The following is a 24,165-nucleotide window of genomic DNA, read 5'->3' as shown; positions in this document are numbered from 1 at the left end:
TAATAAATATAATAAACTATATCTAATTAAGAGATAATAGATTAATAAAAGATAGTGTAATACAGATATTAAAAACAGTATTGTATATGGTAAAATTAGTCTTAATTAATTATTTTAGTGGTATTAATATGATATGATAGTGAAAAAATAGGAGGGCTGTTATGTACGGGTTTGATATGTTTTCAATTATGGAAGCTATTTTTCCATTATTTTTTATATTTGTTTTTGGTATAATTATATTCACTATTGCAAAGGGCGTTAAAGAATGGAATTCAAATAATAAGCAGCCAGTTCTAACTGTAGCAGCTAAATTGGTTTCAAAGAGAACTAATACTTCGGTACATCATCATAATCATGATAATCATATGAATTCGTCTACTAGTACATCCTATTATGCTACTTTTGAGGTTGAATCTGGAGATAGGATGGAATTCAATATTGGAGGAAAGGAATATGGGATGTTAGTTGAAGGGGATATTGGGAAACTTACATTTCAAGGAACCAGATATCATGGTTTTGAAAGAGTTGGTTTGGATGAATAATACATTAAATAATGCAAAAATAGGAAAGATAAGACATCATGGTTTTGAAAGGATGTTTTTATGAGATTAGGTAGAGAATTTTATGAACGAAATACTATATTAGTTGCAAGGGATTTACTAGGGAAGATTTTAGTGTATAATGACGGGGAAAAAATATATAAGGGAAAGATAGTTGAAACAGAAGCATATATAAATGCAAAGGATGATGGTGCTCATTTTAATAAAGGTTTAACAGATAGGACAAGGATAATAGATGAAGTTGGAGGACATATTTATATCTATACTATATATGGTATGTATCTATGTTTTAATATTGTAGCAGAGAAAAAGGGAGTTCATGGCGCTGTGTTAATTAGAGCTATAGAGCCATTGGAAGGAATAGAAAAAATGTATGAAAATAGGTACAAAAAGCCTTATGATAATCCAAAGAGAAAAGAAATTTTAAACTTAACCAATGGACCGGCAAAGTTCATTATGGCATATGGTATTATTAAAGAGCTATATGGAGCAGATATAGTTACAGATTCAAGAATTTGGGTAGAGGATGCACCAAAGTTATTATTGGATGATATTGTAAGAAGTAGAAGAATTAATATAGACTATGCAGAAATGGCAAAAGATTATTTGCTGAGATTTCATATTAAAGATAATCCTTTTGTATCACGAAAATAGTTATAGAAGATAAAAGAGCAAAATTATTTTGCTCTTTTTGCTTTTCTGGGAACTTTTATACAATCCTATGTATCTAATTAATAGAGGGGAGGGGATGAATATCATAAATTTGGCAAATAAAGAGTTAGTTGAAAAAATAAAATCAGGGGATTTAGGGAGTCTAATGGATTGGATTATGGAGAGAAAAGATAAATTTTATAAAATTGCTTGGTCCTATGTATATAATCATCAGGATATTGAAGATATATTTCAAAATACGATGATAAGGGCTTATTTAAATATAAGAACTCTTAAAGATATTTATTTGTTTGAGACTTGGTTTACAACTATTTTAATTAATGAATGTAAACAGTCTTTAAGACATAGAAAAAAAGAGATTCTTAAAGAAGATATAGGAGATCATGATTATTATATAGATGAATATAATTTCTTTCAAGAGATTCATTCCATTGATGAAATATTTAGGGAAGTAATTATATTAAAGTACATAGCAGGATATAGCCAAGAAGAAATATCAAAGATATTAAATATCCCCATAGGAACTGTGAAATCTCGTGCATATAGAGGATTAAGAGAACTTAGAAATTTACTAAAGACTAGTTATTAAATATAAAAGGATTTATATAAATGAAAGCAGCAAGTTTAGGATTAAGATAAGACAATTAAAGCTTCAATTATTTAATATAGGGAGGTGTATATATGGATTGTAATCTAATTAGGGATAAACTTTTAGATTATATTGATGGTACATTAAATGAAAAAGAAGAAAGTTTAGTTAGAAAGCATATAGAAAAATGTAATGAATGTAGTAATGAATATAATGAGCTTAAATCTACAATATATTATCTAGAGAAAACCAAAAATAATATTTGTATGAAAAAAGTTATAAATTTAAAAGCAAAAGTAAATAGGGTTAAAACTATGAGAAAGATTAAAAGAATTTTCTTTATTGCTATAGTGTTTTCACTTATTCTAGTTATGACAGCTATTGCGACGGATAACTTAGATTATATAAAACGATGGAAAAGATACAGTGAGGAAATGATTACTATTTGGGAAAAATTAATTGATAGTGGGGTAGGACAAAGGCTAGATATATCTGCAATAGATAAAAATATTAAAGTTACAGCTGAAGGAGTAATATCAGATGAATTAAATACAGTTGTTCTTCTTAGAATAGAAGACTTAAAGGGAAATATTAAATTTATACCAGGAGATACGACAACAGAAAATCCATGCCCTATTATAGTCAGTGGAGATATTGTAAATAGCTATGAAGATTTAAATAGATATTATACTCAAGGAGAGAAATTACCACCAAAGACTTCTTGTTCAAGCATATATTTGGAGGAAAGGAATTCTATTGGGCTTATGATAAATACCGAAACTTTAATAGGAGATAAAGGAAATGTAGATATTTGTATTAACAATTTATCTAATATGCCTAATAAGGATGGAGAATCTATAATAAATATAAAAGGAAATTGGAATTTGCATATTCCAGCAGAAAAAATAAAATCTAAATCGTATAATGTAAATAAAATTATTAAATTTGATGGCAATGAAATGTCTATAGAAAAAGTAAATATAGCACCAACAGCAACTAGTATAGAATATAAGATGAAAAAATACAATTCTTTCATAGGTGTAGATGATATAAAATTTTCTATGAGATATAAATTTAAAAAATATGGATATTCTCCAATTTCCTATAGTAATAGAATCTTAGGACCTAGCTCTAGAGATTCCATAAGTGATGCAGCCCTTGAATCACTATATCTTGAAAACCCAAAAAGGATAAAGTTGGTTATAGAATCCTATAGCTATACTACTAGAGATAAGAAAAGTTATAATGTAGATATAAATAACCTGCCCCAAATGGTAGAATATGATGGAAATAAAATAACTATAGAGGATGTAATATATAATGAAAACAACACTGAAGTCATAATAAAAGAAGATACAAATAAAAATAGAAAATATAGTAGTTCTATCTTGGGGATTACAGCAAAAGATAATCCATCAGCTTATTGCTTTAGTAGAATATCAAACTTTGAATTTAGAGATAAAAACGGGAAAGTTTTAAAAGATAAAGAACAGAATTCATACGCTGGTTTATTCTCTACAAAACAAAAACTAGTATTACAAAATGATTTACAGTTAATAGAGATTACAGGAGAAGAACCTAAGACTTACGAACTAATTCCTGAGAAGTTCTATATAGAGGGGCAAAGGTTTACATCATTTCCAAATAAAAAAGTAACAATAAAATTAAAGTAGTTGTTTTCCACTACTTTAGTTTTGATATATAGGAGAGTTCTATTTCTTATTAATATAAATTTGATTTGATGATTTTCAAGAGAGATTTCCTTAAATTATTAATGCTTTAATATAAGTCTTAATATGTTTAAAGAAAAAGGGTAGAAATATGAAAATATGATAATAATCAACTAATATACAATAAGAGTAGGAGGTAATTTAGTGGAGAAAACTTTTATTATGATTAAACCTGATGGAGTAAAAAGAGGACTTATGGGGGAAATAATAGGACGAATTGAAAGAAAAGGATTTAAAATCATCAAAGCTAAGTTATTTCAGCCAAGCAGAGAATTAATTGAAAGGCATTATGAAGAGCATAAAGAAAAGCCTTTTTTTGAAGAGTTAGTAAGTTTTATTTTAGAAGGACCTGTAATGGCTATGGAGGTACAGGGTGAATCAGTTATAGAAGTTATGAGGTCAATTATAGGACACAGGGATTTTAAAATAGCCTCTCCTGGTACCATAAGAGGAGATTTCGCATATTCTTTAACAGAAAATATAATCCATGGTTCAGACTCAGTAGCCAATGCAGAGAGAGAGTTAAAATTGTGGTTTAAGTAGAAAAACATTAAATCTATTTTTATGAACTAGTAAACTTTTCATCATTCAATAAAGAAGTTCACAACATGCCAAATATAATTTATAATATATAGTGACAAAAGTGATAATGTTTGAATAAAGATATAATTACAATATAGAAATTTAATGGAGATGAATATAATGAAAATAATTATTCAAAAATTTGGCGGAACATCTGTAATGAATGATGAGAGAAGGAATTTAGCTATAGATAAAATTGAAGCAGCCATAGAGAAAAATTTAGATCCTGTTATAGTAGTTTCAGCTATTGGGAGAGCAGGAGATCCATATGCAACAGATACTTTAATAAATTTTATTAAATCCATGGGAGTAGAGCCAAATCCAAGAGAATTAGATATATTAATGGCATGTGGAGAAATTATATCTGCAACGGTAATGGCTAATACTTTAAAGGCAAGGGGACATAAGGCAGCTGTATTTACTGGGGGACAAGCGGGAATTATAACAGATGATAATTTTTCTGATGCAAGGATATTAAAAGTAAATCCAGATAATATTTTCAAAAGCCTGGAAGAAGAAGTAATTCCTGTAATTACTGGATTTCAAGGAGTAACGGAAAATGGTGATATTACAACATTGGGAAGAGGAGGTTCTGATGTCACTGCATCTATTATGGGTGAAGCGTTAAATGCTGAATTAGTAGAGATATATACTGATGTGGATGGAGTAATGACAGCAGACCCTAAGATAGTTCCAGATGCAAAAGTAATGGATACTATATTTTATAATGAAGTATTTCAAATGGCAGAATATGGAGCAAAGGTATTGCATCCTAGAGCAGTAGAAATAGCTATGAGATCTAATATACCTATAGTTATTAGAAATACAAGTTCAGACTATAACGGTACATTAATTACTAATTATCATAGAACAAGAGCCTATATAGAAGAAGATACGAAACTGATTACATCAGTTGCTCATATAAATAATAGAATTCAAGTTAAGATAGTATCCAATAAGTCAGATTTGGACAGTAATGAAAAGCTATTTGCTTGCATAGCTAAGGCAGGAGTTAGTATTGATATGATAAATATATATCCAGAGCAGATATTTTTTATCATAGATGAAAAGCAAGATCTGCTATTAGAGAATGTACTGAAGGAGTTAAATTATGAATATAGCTTAATACATGATTGCACTAAGGTAACTATTATTGGAAATAGAATGAGGGGTATTCCAGGAGTAATGGCAAAAGCTGTTTCAGCTTTAGTAAAGGAAAATATAGAGATATTACAGACATCGGACTCACATACTACAATTTCTTGTTTAATAGAGAGTCAATATACAAATAAAGCGGTAAATGCATTACATGAATATTTTGAACTAGGGAAATAATATATAAATATAGAACGGTAATTGCCGTTCTATTATATTTTTCTTGTAAATATTATGATTTTGTTATAAAATTAGATAAAATAATAATGGGGGGACGAGATTGAAGATTAATTGGAATTCTAAGTATACTACTATATCAATTTATTCATTTTTTGTAATTTGTGCTAGTATAATCTTCTATTTGATTGCATCTGAAGTAAGTAAGTTTCAAATTAGAGTAGGGGAATTTATATCAATATTTATGCCGATTATAATTGGATTTGTCATGGCATATCTTTTTAATTTTATTCTAAGGTTTTATGAAGAGAATTTGTTATGTTTTAATTTTTTTAAAAAAACCAAACCAAAATTTAAGCGATTTATAGGTATAATTTTGACCTATGTCACAGTAATACTTTTAATCTATATATTTATGAAATTTGTATTTCCACAAATTTATTCAAGTATAATGGGCTTAGTAAACGATATACCGTCTTATGTAAGTAAAATTACATATTTAGTTGATGATTTTAATAGTAAACATGAAATACAGGAAGAGTATTATAATTTTATAGTAACAAAATGGAATGAGTATAGGGATAGTATAATAAAATTTGCAACAAACCTTATACCTGTTCTAGGAAATATGGTTAAAAGTATATTATCTAGTGTATGGAATATAGTGCTCGGTATTATAGTATCAATATATTTATTGATTGATAAAGAAAAATTCTTAGGATTAAGTAAGAAAACAACAAGAGCTTTATTTTCAGAAGCAAGGGCAAATAGGATAATAGAATTAGCAAATAGAGGAAACAATATATTTGGAAAATTTTTAAGTGGCAAGATATTGGATTCATTTATTATAGGGATTTTAACTTTTATTGTTGTAACTATAGCTAAGATACCTTATACAATTTTGATATCATTTATAGTTGGTATAACTAATATAATTCCGTTTTTCGGACCATTTATTGGAGCTATACCTTCAGCAATAATTATCTTATTTGTATCACCTATTAAAGCCTTGTGGTTCTTAGTAATAATACTTATAATTCAGCAAATAGATGGGAATATTATAGGACCAAAGATATTAGGAGACTCTCTAGGTATATCTGCATTTTGGATATTATTTTCTCTCTTAGTTACTGGGAAATTATTTGGACTATTAGGAATGATTATTGGAGTACCATTATTTGTGTTTATATATTCTATTATCAAAGAAATAGTAGAAGATAGATTAAAGGAAAAAGGGTTACCTTATAAAACAGATGAGTATATGTAAAAAGGCGAGCAAAGCTCGCCATATTTTTATTTTAAATTAAGCATTGTTATAAGCTAACAAAACTTCTTTTAATTTTTCAATAAATAAATTATTTTCTTCCATGGTTCCTATTGAAACTCTTATAAAATCTCCACCCATAGGTCTTATAATAACTCCTTTTTTTTGCATCTCAACAAATACTTCTTGCCCATTTTTGCTGGCATTAACAAAAATATGGTTCGTTTCAGATGGTATATAATTAAGTCCTAGTTTATCAAATTCACTATAAAGATAATTTTTGCCTTCTAAATTAGCATCATAGCTTCTCTTTAAAAATTCAGTATCATTTATAGCTGCCATTGCAGCAGCTTGTGCTAATATATTAACATTAAAAGGTCCTCTAACTTTATTTATATTTTCTAGAATATCTTTATGTCCTATAGTGTAGGCTACTCTAATACCAGCTAATCCATAGGCTTTGGAAAAAGTCCTCATAACTAGGAGATTAGGATATTTTTTTGATAGTTCTACAGTATTGTAAGGATAATCATCTCTAGTCACATATTCCCTATAGGCTTCATCAGATATAACTAAAACATTTGAAGGGACATTATCTAAGAAATCTACAAATTCTTTTTCTGTAATCATAGTGCCTGTTGGGTTATTTGGGTTACATATCCAGATCATTTTAGTTTTATTAGTAATTTTTTTCAAGATTCCATTTAAATCGAATGTAAATTCTTTCAATGGAACTACGACAGGTATTCCTCCCATCATTTTTGTAGTTTGTATGTATCTTGGAAAGGTGATATCAGCCATGATTATTTCATCATCTTTGTTGATATATGCTTTTGCTATTAAGTCAATCATTTCATCAGACCCACCGCTTGGTAAGATTTCATCAACATTTAGTCCAAGGGCTGAGGCCAAGGTTTCTTTTAGTTCTGTAGAATTTCCATCTGGATAAATAGCCAATTCATCTAAGGTATTAATTATAGCTTCCTTAACTTTTGGTGAACATCCTAAAGGATTTTCATTAGATGCAAGTTTTATAACCTTGTCAAGATTAAATTCTTTTTTTACATCCTTAATGGGTTTGCCAGGTTTATATGGCTCTAAATCCTTTATTTCATTCCTAAACTCAATTGACAATATAAACAGCTCCTTTCTTGTTATAAAGATATCATTATACTAATTGTAACATAACTTAGCAATAAAAAAAGACTATGATAATAATATGCATTATGATATAATCGAAGGGGTAACTAAATTTAAAATACTTTTAATTAAAATTTACTAAAAATTTTGTGAAATTTGTAAATGTGAAAAATAGGTTATGAAGATTTTCAATAAAATCTTTTAAATAAATATGCTGGTTAAGGGGGAAATGTATAATGAGAACATATTCAGCTGATAAAATCAGGAATGTAGCTTTATTAGGACATAGCAGTAGCGGAAAAACAACTTTAACTGAAGCAGTACTATTTGCAACAGGAACAACGAAAAGACAGGGAAGAGTAGATGATGGAAATACCGTATCAGATTTTGATAAGGAAGAAATCGCACGTAAGGTATCCATAGGTACAACTGTTATCCCTGTAGAATGGAAAGACACAAAATTCAATTTATTAGATACACCAGGATATTTCGATTTTATTGGCGAAATGTATGGTGCAAAACGAGCATCGGAAGGCTCTGTATTATTAGTTGATGCTTCATCTGGAATTGAAGTAGGTACAGAGAAATCATGGAAAAACTTAGAGAAATATGTAACGCCAAGGATTATTTTCATTAACAAAATGGATAAAGAAGAGGTTAATTTTGAAAATTTATTATCTAATTTAAAAGAAAAATTTGGTGATAAAATTATACCTTTTGCTTTGCCTATTGGTATATCTAATGATTTTAAAGGCTTTGTATCTGTAATTGATGGAAAGGCCTATGAATATAATGAAACTCAAAGAAAAGAATTAGAACTTACAGAAGAACAAAAAACTGAAATAGAATCTATTAAAGAAAGTTTGATGGAAAAGATAGCTGAAACAGATGAAGCTTTAATGGAGAAATATTTCGAAGGAGAAGAATTCACACAAGAGGAAATTGATAAAGGATTGAAATTAGCAATTGTAAATGGAGATTTAGTACCTCTAATTGTAGGGTGTGCAGAGAATGCCATGGGATGTGATTTCTTATTGGAAATTATAGATAAATATATTCCATCTCCGAAGGAAATTGAAGTTGTAAAGGGATTAAAGGATGATAAAGAAGCGGAAAGAAAAATAGATCCTAAAGATCCATTTTCAGCAATAGTATTTAAAACAATTATAGATCCATTTGTAGGAAAATTAACTTTATTTAAAGTAGTATCTGGTAAGATAACTAAAGATATGGAATTATATAACTCTACTAGAGATAAAATGGAGAAATTGGGAGGATTGTTTGTACTTAGGGGTAAAAATCAAATTGAAGTTTCAGAAGTGCAAGCTGGAGATATAGGTGCTACTGCAAAACTGAATTTTACTAGGACAGGTGATACATTATGCTCGAAGAATGATTGGATACTTTATGAAGAGATAAAATATCCTCAACCAACTTTATTCTTAGCTGTTGAACCAAAGGCTAAAGGTGATGAAGAAAAAATCGGAACATCTTTACAAAAGTTGACAGATGAAGATCCAACTTTTATTGTCCAAAGAAATTCAGAAACTAAACAGCTTTTAATTGGCGGACAAGGAAATATGCAATTAACAGTTATAGTTGATAAATTAAGAAATGCATTTGGAGTAGAGGTTAATTTAGCCAATCCAAAGATTGCATATAGGGAAACGATTAAAGGAACGGCTTCTGTACAAGGCAAACACAAAAAACAATCAGGTGGAGCGGGACAATATGGAGATGTTCATATAAGATTTGAGCCATGTGAAGAAAAGTTTGTTTTTGAAGAAGAAGTATTTGGTGGTGCAGTTCCAAGAAACTATTTTCCAGCAGTAGAGAAGGGACTTATAGATTCATTAGAGCATGGTGTTTTGGCAGGGTATCCAGTAGTTAATTTAAAAGCAGTACTATTTGATGGCTCATATCATGCTGTAGACTCTAATGAAATGGCGTTTAAAATTGCAGCATCATTAGCGTTTAAAAAAGGTATGGAAGCAGCAAAGTCGATATTACTTGAACCTATAATGAAGTATGAAATATCAGTACCTGAAGACTATATGGGTGATGTTATGGGGGATATGAATAAACGTAGAGGTAGAATATTGGGAATGGAACAACAAGATGATGGTACGCAAAAAATTACTGCAGAAGCACCGCATTCTGAAATGTTTGAATATGCAATAGATTTAAGGGCTATGACTCAAGCAAGAGGAAGCTTTACAATGGAATTTGCTAGATATGATGAAGTACCATCTAATATTGCAGAAAAAATTATAGCAGATGCAAAGGCTGAAAAAGAATAAATAATATGTTATAATAAAATAAATATTTGCTCTAAATTTTTAGAATTAGAGCAAATATTTTCAAGACAAAGGGCAAAGAAAGTCAAAGTCAAAGGAGGATTTAAATGCCTGGCATAAGTAATACTATAGAGCGTTTTATTAAATCCATGATAGAAGTGGCTGAAGATAGAACTATAGAAATTCAAAGAAATGAATTAGCAGAAAAATTTGATTGTGCACCTTCACAAATAAATTATGTGCTGACCACTAGATTTACTCCTTATAAAGGTTATTATATTGAGAGTAGAAGAGGCGGTGGTGGGTATATTAAGATTATAAAGGTAGGAATAGATGAGAATGAAGATATCAATACTATTATATTAAATACTATAGGTGAGGCAATTACTAAAAATAAAGCATATCATATAATTGAAGGACTATTAGAAGAAAAGGTTATTAGCAGAAGAGAAGGAGATATTATTAAGGCTGCATTAGGAGATAGAGCTTTAGATAAAGAGAATGTAGAGAGAAAAAATAAATTAAGGGCTGATATTTTAAAAAATATCTTATTGATTCTTATTAAATAGGGGGTGTTATCTTGTTATGTCAAAATTGTCAAAAAAACAATGCAACAATCCATTTTACAAAAATAGTAAATGGTAGTGTAGAGGAAATGCATTTATGCGATTCTTGTGCTAAAAAGAATAATGATTTAGATTTTGATTTTCCTTTCTCTTTTCAAAAGATTTTTACTGGACTTATAGGTCCTATACAGGAAGGGAAACAAGAAATAGAGAATATTACTTGTCCACAATGTGGTTTAACTTATAAAAAATTTATGGAAGTAGGAAAATTTGGTTGTGCAGAATGTTATGAAACATTTAGAGAAGATGTTGACTCTTTATTAAAGGGAATACATGGGCATAATGAGCATAATGGAAAAGTTCCTATGAGAACAAATAGCAGGACTATCCAGAAAAAGGCAATAGAGTCCTTGAGAATTCAATTGGAAGAATCTATAGTTAAGGAGGATTTTGAGAGGGCAGCTTTTTTAAGAGATGAAATAAAAAAATTAAAGAGTAATACTGATGGTTGTGAGAGGTGATAAATTTGACTAAATGGTTAGATAGTATAGGGAATGATGAAGATGTAGTAGTTAGTACAAGATTAAGAATTGCAAGAAATATGACAGATTATAAATTTCCAGATTTTATGACTGCAGATGAATCAGAAGCAGTTACAGAAAAAGTTTTAAATGCTATGAAAAATAGAGAGGATATATATAGATTTTATAGGATTAAGGATTTATCTGAATTAGAAAAGGCTGTGTTTGTTGAAGAACATCTAATAAGTCCAAATCTTGCACAGAGCAATAAAAATGGCAGTTTTCTTTTAAGATCTGATGAAAAGGCCATTATAATGATAAATGAGGAAGATCATATAAGAATACAGGTATTATTACCAGGATTAAATATAGGGGAAGGCTGGAAAATTTCTTCTAGTATAGATGATAATTTGGAAGAAAGTATTGAATACGCATTTCATGACAAATTTGGATATCTAACATCTTGTCCTACTAATGTAGGTACTGGTCTTAGGGCATCTGTAATGGTCCACCTTCCTTGTTTGGCAATGATAGGACATTTAAACGCTATAATAGAAGGATTAGGGAAAATAGGATTAACTGTAAGAGGTCTTTATGGTGAAGGCTCTAAGGCCTTAGGTCATTTGTTTCAGATATCTAATCAAACTACTTTAGGAGAAAAAGAGGAAGATATAATTAAAAAATTAAATAAGGTAATATTTCAAATAATTGAAAGAGAAAGAAGTACTAGGGAATATATGTTAGATAAAAATAAGATCCAGCTTGAAGACAGGATATTTAGGTCTTTTGGAATTTTAAACTATAGCAGACTTATAACATCTACAGAAGCGATGATTCACTTATCTAATGTTAAGCTAGGAGCTGACATGGGAATAATAAATGGTATTAATTCTAAGGATATTGTCAAACTAATGATAGATATACAACCAGCTAGTATACAGACAAATTTGCATATGGATATGTTAAAGGACGAAAGGGATATATATAGAGCACAAATAATAAGAAACAATTTAATTAATATGGAGGGATAGTAGATATGGCAATGTTTGGAAGATTTACAGAAAGGGCACAAAGAGCAATATTGTTGTCACAAGAAGAGGCTAAGGCATTAAAACACAATTATGTAGGAACAGAACATCTACTATTAGGTCTAATGGCAGAAGGTGAAGGAGTAGCTGCAAAAGCCTTGTTACAATCTGGTGTAACACTGGAGAAAGTCAGAGAAGAGGTTATTGAAGCCATTGGAGAAGGTCAATATGGTGCAGATATTTTAGGATTCACACCTAGAACTAAAAGAATATTCGAGCTAGGATTTATTGAGGCAAGAAATTTAGGTCATAATTACGTTGGGACAGAGCATTTGCTACTCGGTTTATTGGAAGAGGGAGAAGGAGTTGCAATTGTTGTATTAAGAAAATTAGGAGTAGATATAAATAAACTTGGAGAATTAATCCTTAGTATGATAACAGATGCAGGCCAAAAACAAGGACAAAATATGGAAAATAGTAATCCAAATACACCTAATTTAGCTAAATATAGTACTGATTTAAATAAATTAGCAGAAGCTGGAAAAGTTGATCCAGTTATAGGCAGAACCAAAGAAATAGAAAGAGTAATTCAAGTATTGAGCAGAAGAACTAAAAATAATCCAGTATTGATTGGTGAACCAGGTGTAGGAAAAACAGCCATCGCAGAAGGACTTGCCCAAAAAATAATCGAAGGACAAGTGCCAGAAATCATAAAGGATAAAAGAGTTCTTACTTTAGATTTACCTGGAATGATAGCAGGGGCAAAATATAGGGGAGAATTTGAAGAAAGATTAAAATCTGTAATGAAGGAATTAAAAGAAGCTGGAGATGTAATACTGTTTATAGATGAACTTCACACAATAGTAGGAGCTGGAGCTGCGGAAGGGGCAATAGATGCTTCAAACATATTAAAGCCTATATTAGCTCGTGGTGAACTGCAAGTAGTTGGAGCAACAACTATAGATGAGTATAGAAAATATATTGAAAAAGATTCTGCTCTGGAAAGAAGATTACAAACCATTATGGTAGAAGAACCTAGTGTAGAAGATACTATAAAAATATTAGAAGGGTTAAGAGATAGATATGAGGCTCATCATAGAGTTAAAATAACTGATGAAGCAATAAAAGCAGCTTCTGAACTATCAAGTAGATATATAACTGACAGATTTTTACCAGATAAAGCTATTGATTTAATAGATGAAGCGGCATCAATGATTAGGATAAATTCTTATGTTGCACCAGATGGTCTAAAGAAATTGGAAGAAAGACTTGAAGAATTATCTCAAGAAAAGGAAGAAGCAATAAATACTCAGAACTATGAAAAAGCAGCAAAAGTAAGGGATGTGGAAAGACAAGTCAAAGAAGAATTGAACAATAATAAAGCAAAATGGGAGCAGGAAAAACAGACTTCAAATATGGTGGTAAATTATGAAGAGATAGCCAAAGTGGTATCTAATTGGACAGGTATACCTGTTACTAAGATGACAACAGAAGAATCTGAAAGATTATTAAAATTAGAAGATATATTGCATGAAAAAGTAATAGGACAGGATCAAGCTGTTAAGGCTATATCCAGTGCAGTAAGAAGATCAAGAGTTGGTCTTAAAGATCCTAAGAAACCAGTAGGCAGTTTTATATTTGTAGGTCCAACTGGTGTAGGTAAGACATATTTAGCCAAAGCCTTAGCAGAGGCTTTATTCGGTGATGAAGAGGCAATGATAAGAATAGATATGTCAGAATATATGGAGAAACATTCTGTTTCTAGATTAGTAGGATCACCTCCAGGATATATTGGTTATGATGAAGGTGGACAGCTGACAGAAGCAGTAAGAAGAAAGCCATATGCAGTAATTTTATTTGATGAAATTGAAAAAGCACATCCAGATGTATTTAATATGCTTTTACAAATATTAGATGATGGAAGGCTTACAGACTCAAAAGGAAAGACTGTAGATTTTAAAAATACAGTAATCATAATGACTTCAAATGTTGGAGCTACATCTATTAGAAAACAAAATGTATTAGGATTTTCTATGGGTAGAGAAGATAATAAAGAAGAATATGAGAAAATGAAGGAAACTATAACTGAAGAATTAAGAAGGACATTTAGACCTGAATTTTTAAATAGATTAGATGAGGTCATAGTCTTCCATAGCTTAGAGGAAGAGCATGTGAAAGAAATAGTGGATATTATGATAAAAGATTTAGAGAAACGTCTTTTGAAAATTGGAGTTAAAATAAAAGTATCCGAGAATACAAAAACATATATAGCTAGCAAAGGTTTTGATCCAGTATATGGAGCAAGACCACTTGAGAGAACCATAAGAAGAATGATAGAAGACCAGCTCGCTGAGGAAATATTAAAAGGCGAAGTGTCTAAAGATGATGATATAATTATTAATTATGAAGATGATAAGTTAATCTTCAAAAAATAGGGAATGACCCTTTGGTCATTCCTGATATTCTGGGGGAAAAGATGAAGAAAAAAACTATGTATATATGTGAAAGCTGTGGATATCAAAGTATTGGGCATTTAGGAAGATGTCCAGAATGTAATTCTTGGGGGAGCTTAAAGGAAACAATAATTGATGATAAAAAAGGAACCCTTAATTCTAGGAGAAGTGTAGAAAAAAAACCTACAAAAAGATTACAAGATATAGTGTCTACGAATAGTGATAGAATAATAACAAATATAAATGAATTTAATAGAGTAATGGGAGGGGGAATAGTTAAAGATTCTATAACCATACTTTCTGCAAAACCAGGTGCTGGAAAATCTACTTTGCTTCTACAGGTAGCTAATGATTTAGCTAAGATGAATTACAAGGTTTTATATGCATCTGGGGAAGAAAGTGAGTCTCAAATAAAGAATAGAGCAGATAGAATCATAAATAAGATTAATTCTAATGTATGGGTAATGTCTGATAATAGTATGGATAATGTGCTTGAAACTATGGAAGAGATTGATTGTGATCTAATAATTATAGATAGTATTCAGACCTTTGTTCTCAATGAGTTTTCTAGTTCTAGAGCAGGTTCCCCAACTCAAACAATGGAATGTGCAAATGCTTTAGTTCAAGTAGCTAAAAATCAAGATAGGCCTAGAGCTGTAATTTTAATAGGACAAATGACAAAGGAAGATGAGATAGCTGGGGTGAGAGCCTTAGAACATTTGGTGGATACTGTTCTAATTATAGAAGGTGAAAGTGGTGAAGAGTTAAGAATCTTATTGACTACGAAGAATAGATATGGATCTACTGGAGAAATGGGATTTTTTTATATAACAGATGAGGGGATGATATCAATAGATAATCCCTCGGAATATTTTATGACATCAAGAGAAGGAAACAGTATAATGCCAGGATCTGCAATAACCGTAGTTAGAGAAGGGACAAGACCTATTATCTTAGAGATAGAATCTTTAGTTTCAGACTCTTTTACTCCATACCCCTCAAGAATAGGAGAATGTTTAAAAAGAGAACAATTAAACACTTTAGTATCCATAATAGAGCAAAGAGGAAAAATAAGACTTTATGATAAAAATGTGGTTATAAAAACTACAGGAGGAATAAAATTAAAGGAGCAAGCATCTAATTTGGCAGTATTAATGAGTATAGTATCTTCAGTAAAATATAAAGGGATATCAAACGATACTGTCTTTATATCAGATGTTGGACTAACAGGAGAATTAAAAAGAGTACCATCTTTGGAAGTAAGACTTAGAGAGTTAGATAGAATGGGATTTAAAAAGGTATATGTAGCTCCAAATAGTGGAAAGGGAATTAAGACAAGTGGATTAAAGATTATAGAACTAGAGACCTTAGGAGATGTAATAAGAGATGTTTTTGATTAAAATAAAGACAGGCTAGGATTTATTTCCAGTCTGTCTTTGGTTTAATGATTTAAATTTGATATGGATTTTCTTATTTTAAACTAAAAACACCAAGGGTTTTAATAGTATCATATTCCTTTTTTAATATTTCATCCAGATTTAAATCTAAGGAATTACATAAAGCAGCTAGATAAAATAGATATGATCCTATTTCTTCAGTAACAACTTCTTTACAGCCATCACAAATATTACCTTCAACATGGGTCTTAGCAGCATCTAACATTTCTTCAAAAGTATCTTTACTATAGTCTTGTTTAGTGGCATTTATAGAGATGCATCCACATGAGGTAACGGATTTTGCAACTGCTCTATTGATTCGAGCATTGTATTCATCTAGTTTTGTCATCATATCTAACACACTTTTATGTCTAATAAGAACCTTAGAAACTTGGTCTTGAAAATTTCTGCATATTGAATTAATATCTGAATTCATAGTATTGTCATTCATATTCTCCACTCCCGTCAAAAGATTATTTGCTATATTTCAATTATACTTATGAAGACAAGCAGTTGTCAAATCTTTCTAACAATTAGTTACAAAGATTTATTAGATTAACCCTAGGATAATAATTTTCTAAAATACAAGTAAAAAGGGATTGACAACTGAAATGTTACTATGATAAAATATAAGCTTTACAATTCCAGTATTTTAATGTATAATAGGATAGAAAGGTAGATAGGAGGTTTTCAGATGTTTAATATTGGAGATAAGGTGGTATATCCTATGCATGGTGCTGGAGTTATTGAAGGCATAGAAGAAAAGGAAATCTTAGGAGAGAAAAGAAAATATTTTATTATGAGAATGCCTATTGGAGATATGAAGGTAATGGTTCCCGTAGATAACATTGAGGAAGTAGGTGTAAGAGAAATAATAAATAGTTCAGATTTAGACAAAGTAATCTCGATATTAAAAGGAAATAAAACTGCAATGCCGCAAAATTGGAATAGAAGATATAGAATAAATATGGATAAAATAAAGTCAGGCGATATATTTGAGATTGCAACTGTTGTTCGAAATCTTCTAATGATGGATATGGAAAAAGGATTGTCTACAGGTGAGAGAAAAATGTTAGGTTCTGCAAAGCAAATGTTACTATCTGAGATGGTATTAGTTGCAGATTCTGATATTGATAAGATTGAACAAATAATATTAGATGCAATAAGCCATGAAGAAGAAATAGAAGTTAAAGAAATTTAATTTGACAAATATGAAGATTTAGTTTATTTTCATAAGAAATTGGTAATAATTATATTAAATAGGAGGTGAATTGATGATTGATAAAATTTTAAAAGGGGTCATTGGGTTAATAGGAGCGTTGATTGGATACGGTATTTTAACCCTATTTATCAATCTAGAGATTATTGAGATATCTAGAGCAGGATGGGTTAATTTAATATTGCATTTGGGTACTGCTATTCTGTTTGGAATTATATTTTTTTCTTTGTCATCACGAATAATTGATAGGGGTAGAAGATTAGTGAAATTAATTGAGAATGAATTAGAAAAATTCTCTGTATATGATATTACTATATCTTCAGTTGGACTTATCATAGGATTAATAATAGCATTTTTATTATCTCAACCACTTAATGGTTTAGGACCTTATGTTGGAGTTATTGTATCAATTATGCTTTATAGCATATTTGGATATTTAGGGTTGACTATTCCTCATAAAAAAAGAGATGATATATTTTCAACATTAGGAAATTTAAAGAGAAATCCTAAGGATAGAATGAAATCTCAAAGTAAAGCATGCCCAAAGATATTAGATACATCTGTTATAATTGATGGTAGAATAGCTGATATTTGTAAGACTGGATTTATTGAAGGACCCCTTATTATCCCGGAGTTTGTGTTGGAGGAGTTACAGCATATTGCAGATTCTTCGGATTCTTTAAAAAGAAATAGAGGAAGAAGAGGGCTGGATATCCTAAATAAAATACAAAAAGAATTAGATGTTGAGGTAATAATAAATGATAAGAAATTTGACGATGTTCAAGAAGTCGATTCAAAGCTTTTAAAATTAACTCAATTACTTAAGGGGAAAATAATAACTAATGATTATAATTTAAACAAAGTAGCAGAAGTACAAGGCATAAGTGTATTAAATATAAATGAACTGGCCAATGCAGTAAAGCCAGTAGTTCTTCCAGGTGAGGAAATGTTGGTTCAAGTAGTAAGAGATGGAAAAGAACTAGGGCAAGGGCTTGCATATTTAGATGATGGTACTATGATTGTTGTAGAAAGTGGAAGAAAATTTATAGGAGAAACTATAGATGTAGTAGTAACATCAGTCCTTCAAACATCTGCTGGAAGAATGATATTTGCTAAACCAAAATCAATGGTAGATAGAGCAGTTTAAGACCCGTATGGGTCTTTTTTTATTTTTTGGTTATAATAAATGTTGTTTATTGTTTTAATATACTATGTTATAATACTTAAGAGGTGAATAGGATGTATAAAAACTACTATGTATCTGCTATTATTGCTGCTGCAGGAATGAGCAATAGAATGGGAAGTAAAATAAATAAACAGTTTATTACAATAGATGGCAAACCAATACTTGCCCATACAATAGAAAAATTTGAGAATTGCAGATACGTTGATGAAATAATCTTAGTAGCGAAAGAGGATGAGATCGAATACTGCAGAAAGGAAATCGTTAGAAAATATAAATTTAATAAAGTAGCAAATATAATTAGAGGCGGGAAAGAACGCCAGGATTCTGTATATAATGGAATATTAGCTTTAAGTGAAAGAGCGGATATAGTATTAACTCATGATGGAGCTAGGCCATTTGTAAAGATTGAGAATATAGAAGATGGAATAAAGGGCACAGTTGCTCATGGCGCTTGCGTAATAGGAGTTCCAGTGACAGATACAATTAAAGTAGTATGCGAAAATAAAACTATAGACAGTACACCGCAAAGATCATTATTGTGGGCAGCGCAAACTCCCCAGTGTTTCTTTAAACATATTCTTATTAAAGGATATGAAAAGTCTATAGACAGTGGATTTGTTGGAACTGATGATAGTTCCATAGTAGAGAGAATAGGTTATGAAGTTAAGATGATTATGGGTTCTTATGAGAACATTAAGATTACTACTCCTGAAGATATAGTTTTTGCAGAATCTTTATCTAAGGATAAAGACTTAATTTTTAGTAGAAGGGAGTTTATATTTCAAAGTAGATAACAATGGGTAGGTGATAAGATGAGAATAGGTTTTGGTTATGATGTTCATCAACTTGTAGGGGAAAGGAAATTAATTATAGGCGGTATAGAAATTCCTTTTGAAAAAGGATTGTTAGGTCATTCTGATGCAGATGTTCTTATACATGCAATAATGGATAGTATATTAGGAGCACTAGCATTAGGAGATATAGGAAAACATTTTCCAGATACTGATAATAAATATAAGGATATCTCCAGTGTTTATTTATTATCTCAAGTCTTTAAATTAATGGATGAACAAGGTTATGAAATAGGAAATATTGATGCTACAGTCGTTGCTCAAAGACCTAAATTAGCTCCATATATAGAAGATATGAAAGTTAAAATTGCAGAAACTTTACATACGTCTATGAATAATATAAATATAAAGGCTACAACAACAGAATGGCTAGGTTTTGTAGGAAGAGAAGAGGGGATTTCATCATATAGTGTTTGTTTACTTGAAAAAAGAAACAATTGACAATGAATAATACTATTAGTATAATGAAATATATTATATAGGCAAAGATGGGAAATAGTAAATATTATAGGTCATAGAGAGGAAGTCAAATGGTGAAAGACTTCTGCCCTCACTAATATTGAACCTATCCTTGAGTCTTTAGGTGATAAAGCTTAAACGGTTGTGCGTTATAACTATTGAGTGAACTTAACTTTTATTAAGTTTATTAGAGTGGTACCGCGGAATTCAACCTTTCGTCTCTTATGGAGATGAAAGGTTTTTTTATGACCTAACCCAGTGAAGGAGCGAAGCGAGTGAACTGTAGGTAGGTCAAACGCAACGTTCGCTACAATCACTAAAGTTTATTTGCTATTGGTTTTGTCTGCGATTCACCAGCGTTTATTAGATAAAAATGTAAGGATAACCAAATTTATGCGACCCATAGGGAACGAATAAATTTAAGTTGAGAAATTGTCAAATTATAAATATTAATTTAAATATTGATATAAATACAAGGAGAGTGATTTTATGAGAATGTCAAAACTTTATATACCTACCTTGAGAGAAATGCCAGCAGAGGCAGAAATAGCAAGTCATAAATTGCTTTTAAGGTCAGGTATGATGAGGAAATTAGTTAGTGGAGTATATTCTTATCTTCCAATGGGATATAGAGTAATAAGGAAGGTTGAGAAAATTGTTAGAGAAGAAATGGATAAAGCTGGTTCTCAAGAACTATTAATGTCTGCTATTCAACCAAAAGAGATATGGGAAGCAACAGGTAGATGGGATAATTTTGGACCAGAAATGTTTAGATTAAAGGATAGAAATAGCAGAGAGTTTTGCCTTGGACCTACACATGAAGAATATTTTACTAAATTGATAAAAGATGAAGTAAGATCCTATAAACAGCTTCCATTAAATCTTTATCAAATCCAGACAAAATACAGAGATGAGAAGAGACCAAGATTTGGCTTAATGAGATGTAGAGAATTTATTATGAAAGATTCATATAGTTTTGATGTAGATGAAGAACATATGAGAAAAGCCTACGATATAATGTGGGAGGCTTATGATAATGTATTTACTAGATTAAAGCTAAAGTATAAAGTAGTTCAAGGTGATACAGGAGCCATGGGTGGGAAAATATCTCATGAATTTATGGCGATGTCTGATGTAGGTGAAAGTCTTGTAGCATATTGTGATCATTGTGATTATGCGGCTACTGATGAAAAAGCTGAAGTAATATATGAATTAAAAGAAGATAATCAGAAAGAATTAAACTTAGAGAAAGTTCATACACCAAATGTGACTACAATTGATGAATTAGTAGAATTCTTTAATATAGAGCATAGTAAATTTGGAAAGGCATTAATATTTAATGTAGCAGGTAAACCAGTAGTTGCTATAATTCCTGGAGATAGAGAATTAAACATAACTAAATTCTGTAACTATCTAGGTGTTGGTGAACATGAAGTAGAGATGGCAGATGAAAAGATGATATTAGATATAACTGGTGCCAGTAAAGGCTTTACGGGACCTATAGGTTTGAAGAAAGAAGTTAAGCTTTTGATTGATTCTAGAATTACTAAGATGAAAAACTTAGTAGTAGGAGGAAATGAGACAGATTATCATCTAAAAAATGCAAATTATGGAAGAGACTTTACTGGTGAAGTAGTAGAAGATTTACTTTTAGTAACAGAAGGGGACATATGTCCAAAATGTGGTAAAGCATTAGAGATGGATAGGGGAATTGAGGTAGGAAATATATTCCAGCTAGGAACAAAGTACTCTGATTCTTTAGGGGCAACCTTCTTAGATGAAAATGGTAAAGAAAAACCATTTATAATGGGATGCTATGGGATTGGTGTTTCTAGATCTGTAGCAGCTGTTGTTGAGCAATATCATGATGAAGACGGGATTATATGGCCTTTAGTTGTAGCACCTTATCATGTAATTATAACAGTAGTAAATATAAAAAATGAGGAACAAATGCGTTTGGGAGAAAAATTATATAATGAGCTAAACTCATTAGGATTAGAAGTTATCCTAGATGATAGAAATGAAAGAGCAGGAGTTAAATTTAAAGACAGAGATTTAATAGGAATTCCAATTAGGATAACTGTAGGCAAAAGAGCAGGAGAATCAGTTGTGGAATATTCTGTAAGAGGTAATGATGAAAAATTAGAGGTTAATATAGAGGAGTTAACATCTTTAATAAAAGGTGAATTTCATAAGGCAGGATTAAATATATAGACATAATGAAAAGTAAGACATTAGTCTTACTTTTTTTTATAAAAAAGAAGGAATTTTAAAATAAATGTTGAATATATATAGTATAATCTAGCAATCTTGTATGAAATGTTCAATTATGATCTATAATTATTCTAAAATTTATTTTGTAAAGTCGAATTTGAGGGAATGAGGGGATAGGAAATATATCTATACTATATAATTAATGGAGGGTTACTATGTTAATAGGATTAGAAACCGAGTTAATTACATTATGTGAAGAAGTTGTAAGCATATTATATGAACTAAAGGAAAAGGAACTGATCACTGAAGAAGAGTTTAATATTCACTCAAAGAATAAATTGAAATTTATTGAAGAGGCTACTAAAATAGTTACAATGCAATAATAATTTTTTAAAATGGAAATACTATATTGAAATCTCTAAACGTTAAGATTTTGGTATAGTATTTTTACTTATTTACAGGGGATAGTTTACACTTAGGTACTAGTGATATATAATATAAGGTAATTAATTCAGGAGGTGTAAGTTTTGAAAGAAGTTAGAGTAAGATTTGCCCCAAGTCCTACAGGATATTTACATATAGGAGGACTAAGGACGGCTTTATACAATCATTTATTTGCCAGACATAATAATGGCAAGTTTATTTTGAGAATAGAAGATACTGACCAGACTAGATTTGTAGAAGGTGCTATAGAAAATTTAATAGAATCTTTACATTGGGCTGGAGTAGAATATGATGAAGGTGTATTTGTAGAGGATGGTAAAATTGTACAAAAAGGCGATTGTGGTCCATATATTCAATCAGAAAGACTAGATGTATATAAAAAATATGTAGATGAGCTTATTGAAAAAGGCCATGCATATTATTGTTTTTGCTCTAAAGATAGATTAGAACATGTACGTGAAGAACAAAAAGTAAAAGGCTTAGTTCCAAAATATGATGGTTTCTGTAGAAATATATCTTTAGAAGAAGCGAAGAAAAGAATTGCAAATGGTGAAGAGTATGTAGTTAGATTAAAATTACCTCAAAACTATGATGTGAAATTTCATGATTTAGTTAGAGGAGATATAGTGATAAATACTGATGATGTTGATGATCAAGTATTATTGAAATCTGATGGTTATCCAACATATCATATGGCAGTAGTGGTAGATGATCATCTGATGGGTATAACTCATATAGTAAGAGGAGAAGAATGGCTGCCATCTACACCAAAGCATATATATTTATATGAAGTATTTGGATGGGAAAAACCTATTTACGTTCACCTTCCGACTGTATTGAATAAAGATAGGAAGAAATTAAGTAAACGCCAAGGAGATGTATCTGTAGAAGACTTCAGGGATAAAGGATATTTACCAGAAGGATTAATTAACTATTTAGCATTAGTAGGCTGGAGTCCAGAAGATAATCAAGAAATTCTTTCTATGGAGGAACTAATTGAAAAATTCTCTTTTGAAAGAGTATCAAAAACTGGTGGAATATTTGATAAAGATAAACTAAACTGGGTAAACGGACATTATATAAGGAGCTCATCTGTTGAGAGAATTACAGATATGGCTATTCCTTATTTAATTGATAGTGGTCTTATTGATAATGATTTTGCAAAAAATAAATATGAATGGCTTAAATTATTAGTTCATACAGTACAAGAAAATTTAGATACAATTGGAGAAGTAGTAGATAAAGTAGAATTTATTTTTAAAGACTACACAGAAATTGTGGAAGATGACGCTTTAGAAATAATAAAAGGGGAACAAGTAAGTACCGTACTTACTGCTATAAAAGAAGAATTAGAAAATGTAGAAGAATTAGATGAGGAATATGCTAAAGGATTTATGAAGCTTATTCAAAAATCTACAGGAGTAAAAGGCAAAAATTTGTTTATGCCAGCTAGAGTAGCACTAACGGGTACAGCTCATGGTCCAGAATTTGTAAATATATTGCTTTTATTAGGTAAAGAAAATATATTAAAAAGAATTGATTATGTAATGAAGAATTATATTTAATGAAAAGTGAAAAAATCAGTGAATAGCGAATACTTTTTGGTAAGATTAAGGAACTTT

General features: G+C 30.3%; 22 protein-coding genes and 1 other annotated feature. Of the genes, 20 read left to right on the top strand and 2 right to left on the bottom strand.

Annotated features, from left to right (window positions below):
• The first annotated feature begins 161 nt into the window (after nucleotides 1-161).
• From ABWP20_RS04925 to ABWP20_RS04895, 7 genes are all read left to right on the top strand, one after another.
• Complete coding sequence (locus ABWP20_RS04925) at nucleotides 162-542, top strand: DUF2500 domain-containing protein (RefSeq protein WP_353094312.1); 381 nt, start codon at nucleotides 162-164, stop codon at nucleotides 540-542.
• 60 nt (nucleotides 543-602) lie between these two features.
• Nucleotides 603-1,214 (top strand): DNA-3-methyladenine glycosylase, encoded by a 612-nt coding sequence (locus tag ABWP20_RS04920; RefSeq protein ID WP_353094310.1) that lies wholly within the window; start codon nucleotides 603-605, stop codon nucleotides 1,212-1,214.
• 94 nt (nucleotides 1,215-1,308) lie between these two features.
• Entirely contained in the window at nucleotides 1,309-1,821 is a 513-nt protein-coding gene (locus tag ABWP20_RS04915; RefSeq protein ID WP_353094308.1) for an RNA polymerase sigma factor, read from the top strand.
• A 92-nt stretch (nucleotides 1,822-1,913) separates the two neighbouring features.
• Nucleotides 1,914-3,494, top strand: coding sequence for a DUF4179 domain-containing protein (locus ABWP20_RS04910; RefSeq protein ID WP_353094306.1), 1,581 nt, complete (start codon nucleotides 1,914-1,916; stop codon nucleotides 3,492-3,494).
• 201 nt (nucleotides 3,495-3,695) lie between these two features.
• On the top strand, nucleotides 3,696-4,094 hold the full coding sequence (gene ndk / locus ABWP20_RS04905) for a nucleoside-diphosphate kinase (protein ID WP_353094304.1): 399 nt from the start codon (nucleotides 3,696-3,698) through the stop codon (nucleotides 4,092-4,094).
• A gap of 159 nt (nucleotides 4,095-4,253) precedes the next feature.
• Nucleotides 4,254-5,468, top strand: a complete 1,215-nt coding sequence (dapG, locus tag ABWP20_RS04900; protein WP_353094302.1) for an aspartate kinase — start codon at nucleotides 4,254-4,256, stop codon at nucleotides 5,466-5,468.
• A 100-nt stretch (nucleotides 5,469-5,568) separates the two neighbouring features.
• Nucleotides 5,569-6,732 (top strand): AI-2E family transporter, encoded by a 1,164-nt coding sequence (locus tag ABWP20_RS04895; RefSeq protein WP_353094300.1) that lies wholly within the window; start codon nucleotides 5,569-5,571, stop codon nucleotides 6,730-6,732.
• 36 nt (nucleotides 6,733-6,768) lie between these two features.
• Here ABWP20_RS04895 and hisC read toward each other — a convergent pair whose 3' ends face one another.
• Nucleotides 6,769-7,863, bottom strand: coding sequence for a histidinol-phosphate transaminase (gene hisC / locus ABWP20_RS04890; RefSeq protein WP_353094298.1), 1,095 nt, complete (start codon nucleotides 7,861-7,863; stop codon nucleotides 6,769-6,771).
• A 242-nt stretch (nucleotides 7,864-8,105) separates the two neighbouring features.
• On the opposite strand from hisC, the gene fusA reads away from it, so the two are divergent.
• From fusA to radA, 6 genes are all read left to right on the top strand, one after another.
• Nucleotides 8,106-10,169 (top strand): elongation factor G, encoded by a 2,064-nt coding sequence (gene fusA / locus ABWP20_RS04885; RefSeq protein WP_353094296.1) that lies wholly within the window; start codon nucleotides 8,106-8,108, stop codon nucleotides 10,167-10,169.
• Between the two features lie 104 nt (nucleotides 10,170-10,273).
• A complete protein-coding gene (locus ABWP20_RS04880; RefSeq protein ID WP_353094294.1) occupies nucleotides 10,274-10,735 on the top strand; it encodes a CtsR family transcriptional regulator in 462 nt (153 codons plus the stop codon).
• Between the two features lie 11 nt (nucleotides 10,736-10,746).
• Entirely contained in the window at nucleotides 10,747-11,253 is a 507-nt protein-coding gene (locus ABWP20_RS04875; protein WP_353094292.1) for a UvrB/UvrC motif-containing protein, read from the top strand.
• A 5-nt stretch (nucleotides 11,254-11,258) separates the two neighbouring features.
• Nucleotides 11,259-12,284, top strand: coding sequence for a protein arginine kinase (locus tag ABWP20_RS04870; RefSeq protein WP_353094290.1), 1,026 nt, complete (start codon nucleotides 11,259-11,261; stop codon nucleotides 12,282-12,284).
• A gap of 5 nt (nucleotides 12,285-12,289) precedes the next feature.
• A complete protein-coding gene (locus ABWP20_RS04865) occupies nucleotides 12,290-14,716 on the top strand; it encodes an ATP-dependent Clp protease ATP-binding subunit (protein WP_353094288.1) in 2,427 nt (808 codons plus the stop codon).
• Between the two features lie 41 nt (nucleotides 14,717-14,757).
• Nucleotides 14,758-16,134 carry a DNA repair protein RadA gene (gene radA / locus ABWP20_RS04860; protein ID WP_353094286.1) on the top strand — a complete coding sequence of 459 codons (1,377 nt, stop codon included), beginning with the start codon at nucleotides 14,758-14,760 and terminating at the stop codon, nucleotides 16,132-16,134.
• 70 nt (nucleotides 16,135-16,204) lie between these two features.
• Here the strand turns inward: radA and ABWP20_RS04855 are convergent, their stop codons facing one another.
• Complete coding sequence (locus ABWP20_RS04855) at nucleotides 16,205-16,621, bottom strand: nucleoside triphosphate pyrophosphohydrolase family protein (RefSeq protein ID WP_353094284.1); 417 nt, start codon at nucleotides 16,619-16,621, stop codon at nucleotides 16,205-16,207.
• 243 nt (nucleotides 16,622-16,864) lie between these two features.
• Between ABWP20_RS04855 and ABWP20_RS04850 the strand changes: the two genes are divergently transcribed.
• The 7 genes from ABWP20_RS04850 (at nucleotide 16,865) to gltX (ending at nucleotide 24,108) form a co-directional block, all read left to right on the top strand.
• Entirely contained in the window at nucleotides 16,865-17,371 is a 507-nt protein-coding gene (locus ABWP20_RS04850) for a CarD family transcriptional regulator (protein ID WP_353094282.1), read from the top strand.
• Nucleotides 17,372-17,444: 73 nt separating this feature from the next.
• Nucleotides 17,445-18,536 (top strand): PIN/TRAM domain-containing protein, encoded by a 1,092-nt coding sequence (locus tag ABWP20_RS04845; RefSeq protein WP_353094280.1) that lies wholly within the window; start codon nucleotides 17,445-17,447, stop codon nucleotides 18,534-18,536.
• A gap of 92 nt (nucleotides 18,537-18,628) precedes the next feature.
• Nucleotides 18,629-19,369 (top strand): 2-C-methyl-D-erythritol 4-phosphate cytidylyltransferase, encoded by a 741-nt coding sequence (ispD, locus tag ABWP20_RS04840; RefSeq protein ID WP_353094278.1) that lies wholly within the window; start codon nucleotides 18,629-18,631, stop codon nucleotides 19,367-19,369.
• An 18-nt stretch (nucleotides 19,370-19,387) separates the two neighbouring features.
• Complete coding sequence (ispF, locus tag ABWP20_RS04835) at nucleotides 19,388-19,867, top strand: 2-C-methyl-D-erythritol 2,4-cyclodiphosphate synthase (protein WP_353094276.1); 480 nt, start codon at nucleotides 19,388-19,390, stop codon at nucleotides 19,865-19,867.
• A gap of 35 nt (nucleotides 19,868-19,902) precedes the next feature.
• Nucleotides 19,903-20,111 (top strand) — a binding site (T-box leader).
• A gap of 263 nt (nucleotides 20,112-20,374) precedes the next feature.
• The gene (locus ABWP20_RS04830) at nucleotides 20,375-22,099 is read left to right on the top strand and encodes a proline--tRNA ligase (protein WP_353094274.1); all 1,725 of its coding nucleotides are present in this window, start codon (nucleotides 20,375-20,377) and stop codon (nucleotides 22,097-22,099) included.
• A 215-nt stretch (nucleotides 22,100-22,314) separates the two neighbouring features.
• The gene (locus tag ABWP20_RS04825; protein ID WP_353094272.1) at nucleotides 22,315-22,482 is read left to right on the top strand and encodes a hypothetical protein; all 168 of its coding nucleotides are present in this window, start codon (nucleotides 22,315-22,317) and stop codon (nucleotides 22,480-22,482) included.
• A 144-nt stretch (nucleotides 22,483-22,626) separates the two neighbouring features.
• Complete coding sequence (gltX, locus tag ABWP20_RS04820) at nucleotides 22,627-24,108, top strand: glutamate--tRNA ligase (RefSeq protein ID WP_353094270.1); 1,482 nt, start codon at nucleotides 22,627-22,629, stop codon at nucleotides 24,106-24,108.
• Nucleotides 24,109-24,165 lie beyond the last annotated feature (57 nt).

Origin of the sequence: Tissierella praeacuta (genome assembly GCF_040396155.1) — a bacterium.
Taxonomy (GTDB): domain Bacteria; phylum Bacillota; class Clostridia; order Tissierellales; family Tissierellaceae; genus Tissierella; species Tissierella praeacuta_A.
Note: the sequence above shows the minus strand (reverse complement) of the source record. Positions and strands in the feature narration are given on the sequence as shown.

Coding starts and splice junctions, on each gene's coding strand:
- ABWP20_RS04925 (WP_353094312.1), top strand. CDS start 162: ATGTACGGGTTTGATATGTTTTCAATTATGGAAGCTATTTTTCCATTA.
- ABWP20_RS04920 (WP_353094310.1), top strand. CDS start 603: ATGAGATTAGGTAGAGAATTTTATGAACGAAATACTATATTAGTTGCA.
- ABWP20_RS04915 (WP_353094308.1), top strand. CDS start 1,309: ATGAATATCATAAATTTGGCAAATAAAGAGTTAGTTGAAAAAATAAAA.
- ABWP20_RS04910 (WP_353094306.1), top strand. CDS start 1,914: ATGGATTGTAATCTAATTAGGGATAAACTTTTAGATTATATTGATGGT.
- dapG (WP_353094302.1), top strand. CDS start 4,254: ATGAAAATAATTATTCAAAAATTTGGCGGAACATCTGTAATGAATGAT.
- fusA (WP_353094296.1), top strand. CDS start 8,106: ATGAGAACATATTCAGCTGATAAAATCAGGAATGTAGCTTTATTAGGA.
- ABWP20_RS04880 (WP_353094294.1), top strand. CDS start 10,274: ATGCCTGGCATAAGTAATACTATAGAGCGTTTTATTAAATCCATGATA.
- ABWP20_RS04865 (WP_353094288.1), top strand. CDS start 12,290: ATGGCAATGTTTGGAAGATTTACAGAAAGGGCACAAAGAGCAATATTG.
- radA (WP_353094286.1), top strand. CDS start 14,758: ATGAAGAAAAAAACTATGTATATATGTGAAAGCTGTGGATATCAAAGT.
- ABWP20_RS04855 (WP_353094284.1), bottom strand. CDS start 16,621: ATGAATGACAATACTATGAATTCAGATATTAATTCAATATGCAGAAAT.
- ABWP20_RS04850 (WP_353094282.1), top strand. CDS start 16,865: ATGTTTAATATTGGAGATAAGGTGGTATATCCTATGCATGGTGCTGGA.
- ABWP20_RS04845 (WP_353094280.1), top strand. CDS start 17,445: ATGATTGATAAAATTTTAAAAGGGGTCATTGGGTTAATAGGAGCGTTG.
- ispD (WP_353094278.1), top strand. CDS start 18,629: ATGTATAAAAACTACTATGTATCTGCTATTATTGCTGCTGCAGGAATG.
- ispF (WP_353094276.1), top strand. CDS start 19,388: ATGAGAATAGGTTTTGGTTATGATGTTCATCAACTTGTAGGGGAAAGG.
- ABWP20_RS04830 (WP_353094274.1), top strand. CDS start 20,375: ATGAGAATGTCAAAACTTTATATACCTACCTTGAGAGAAATGCCAGCA.
- ABWP20_RS04825 (WP_353094272.1), top strand. CDS start 22,315: ATGTTAATAGGATTAGAAACCGAGTTAATTACATTATGTGAAGAAGTT.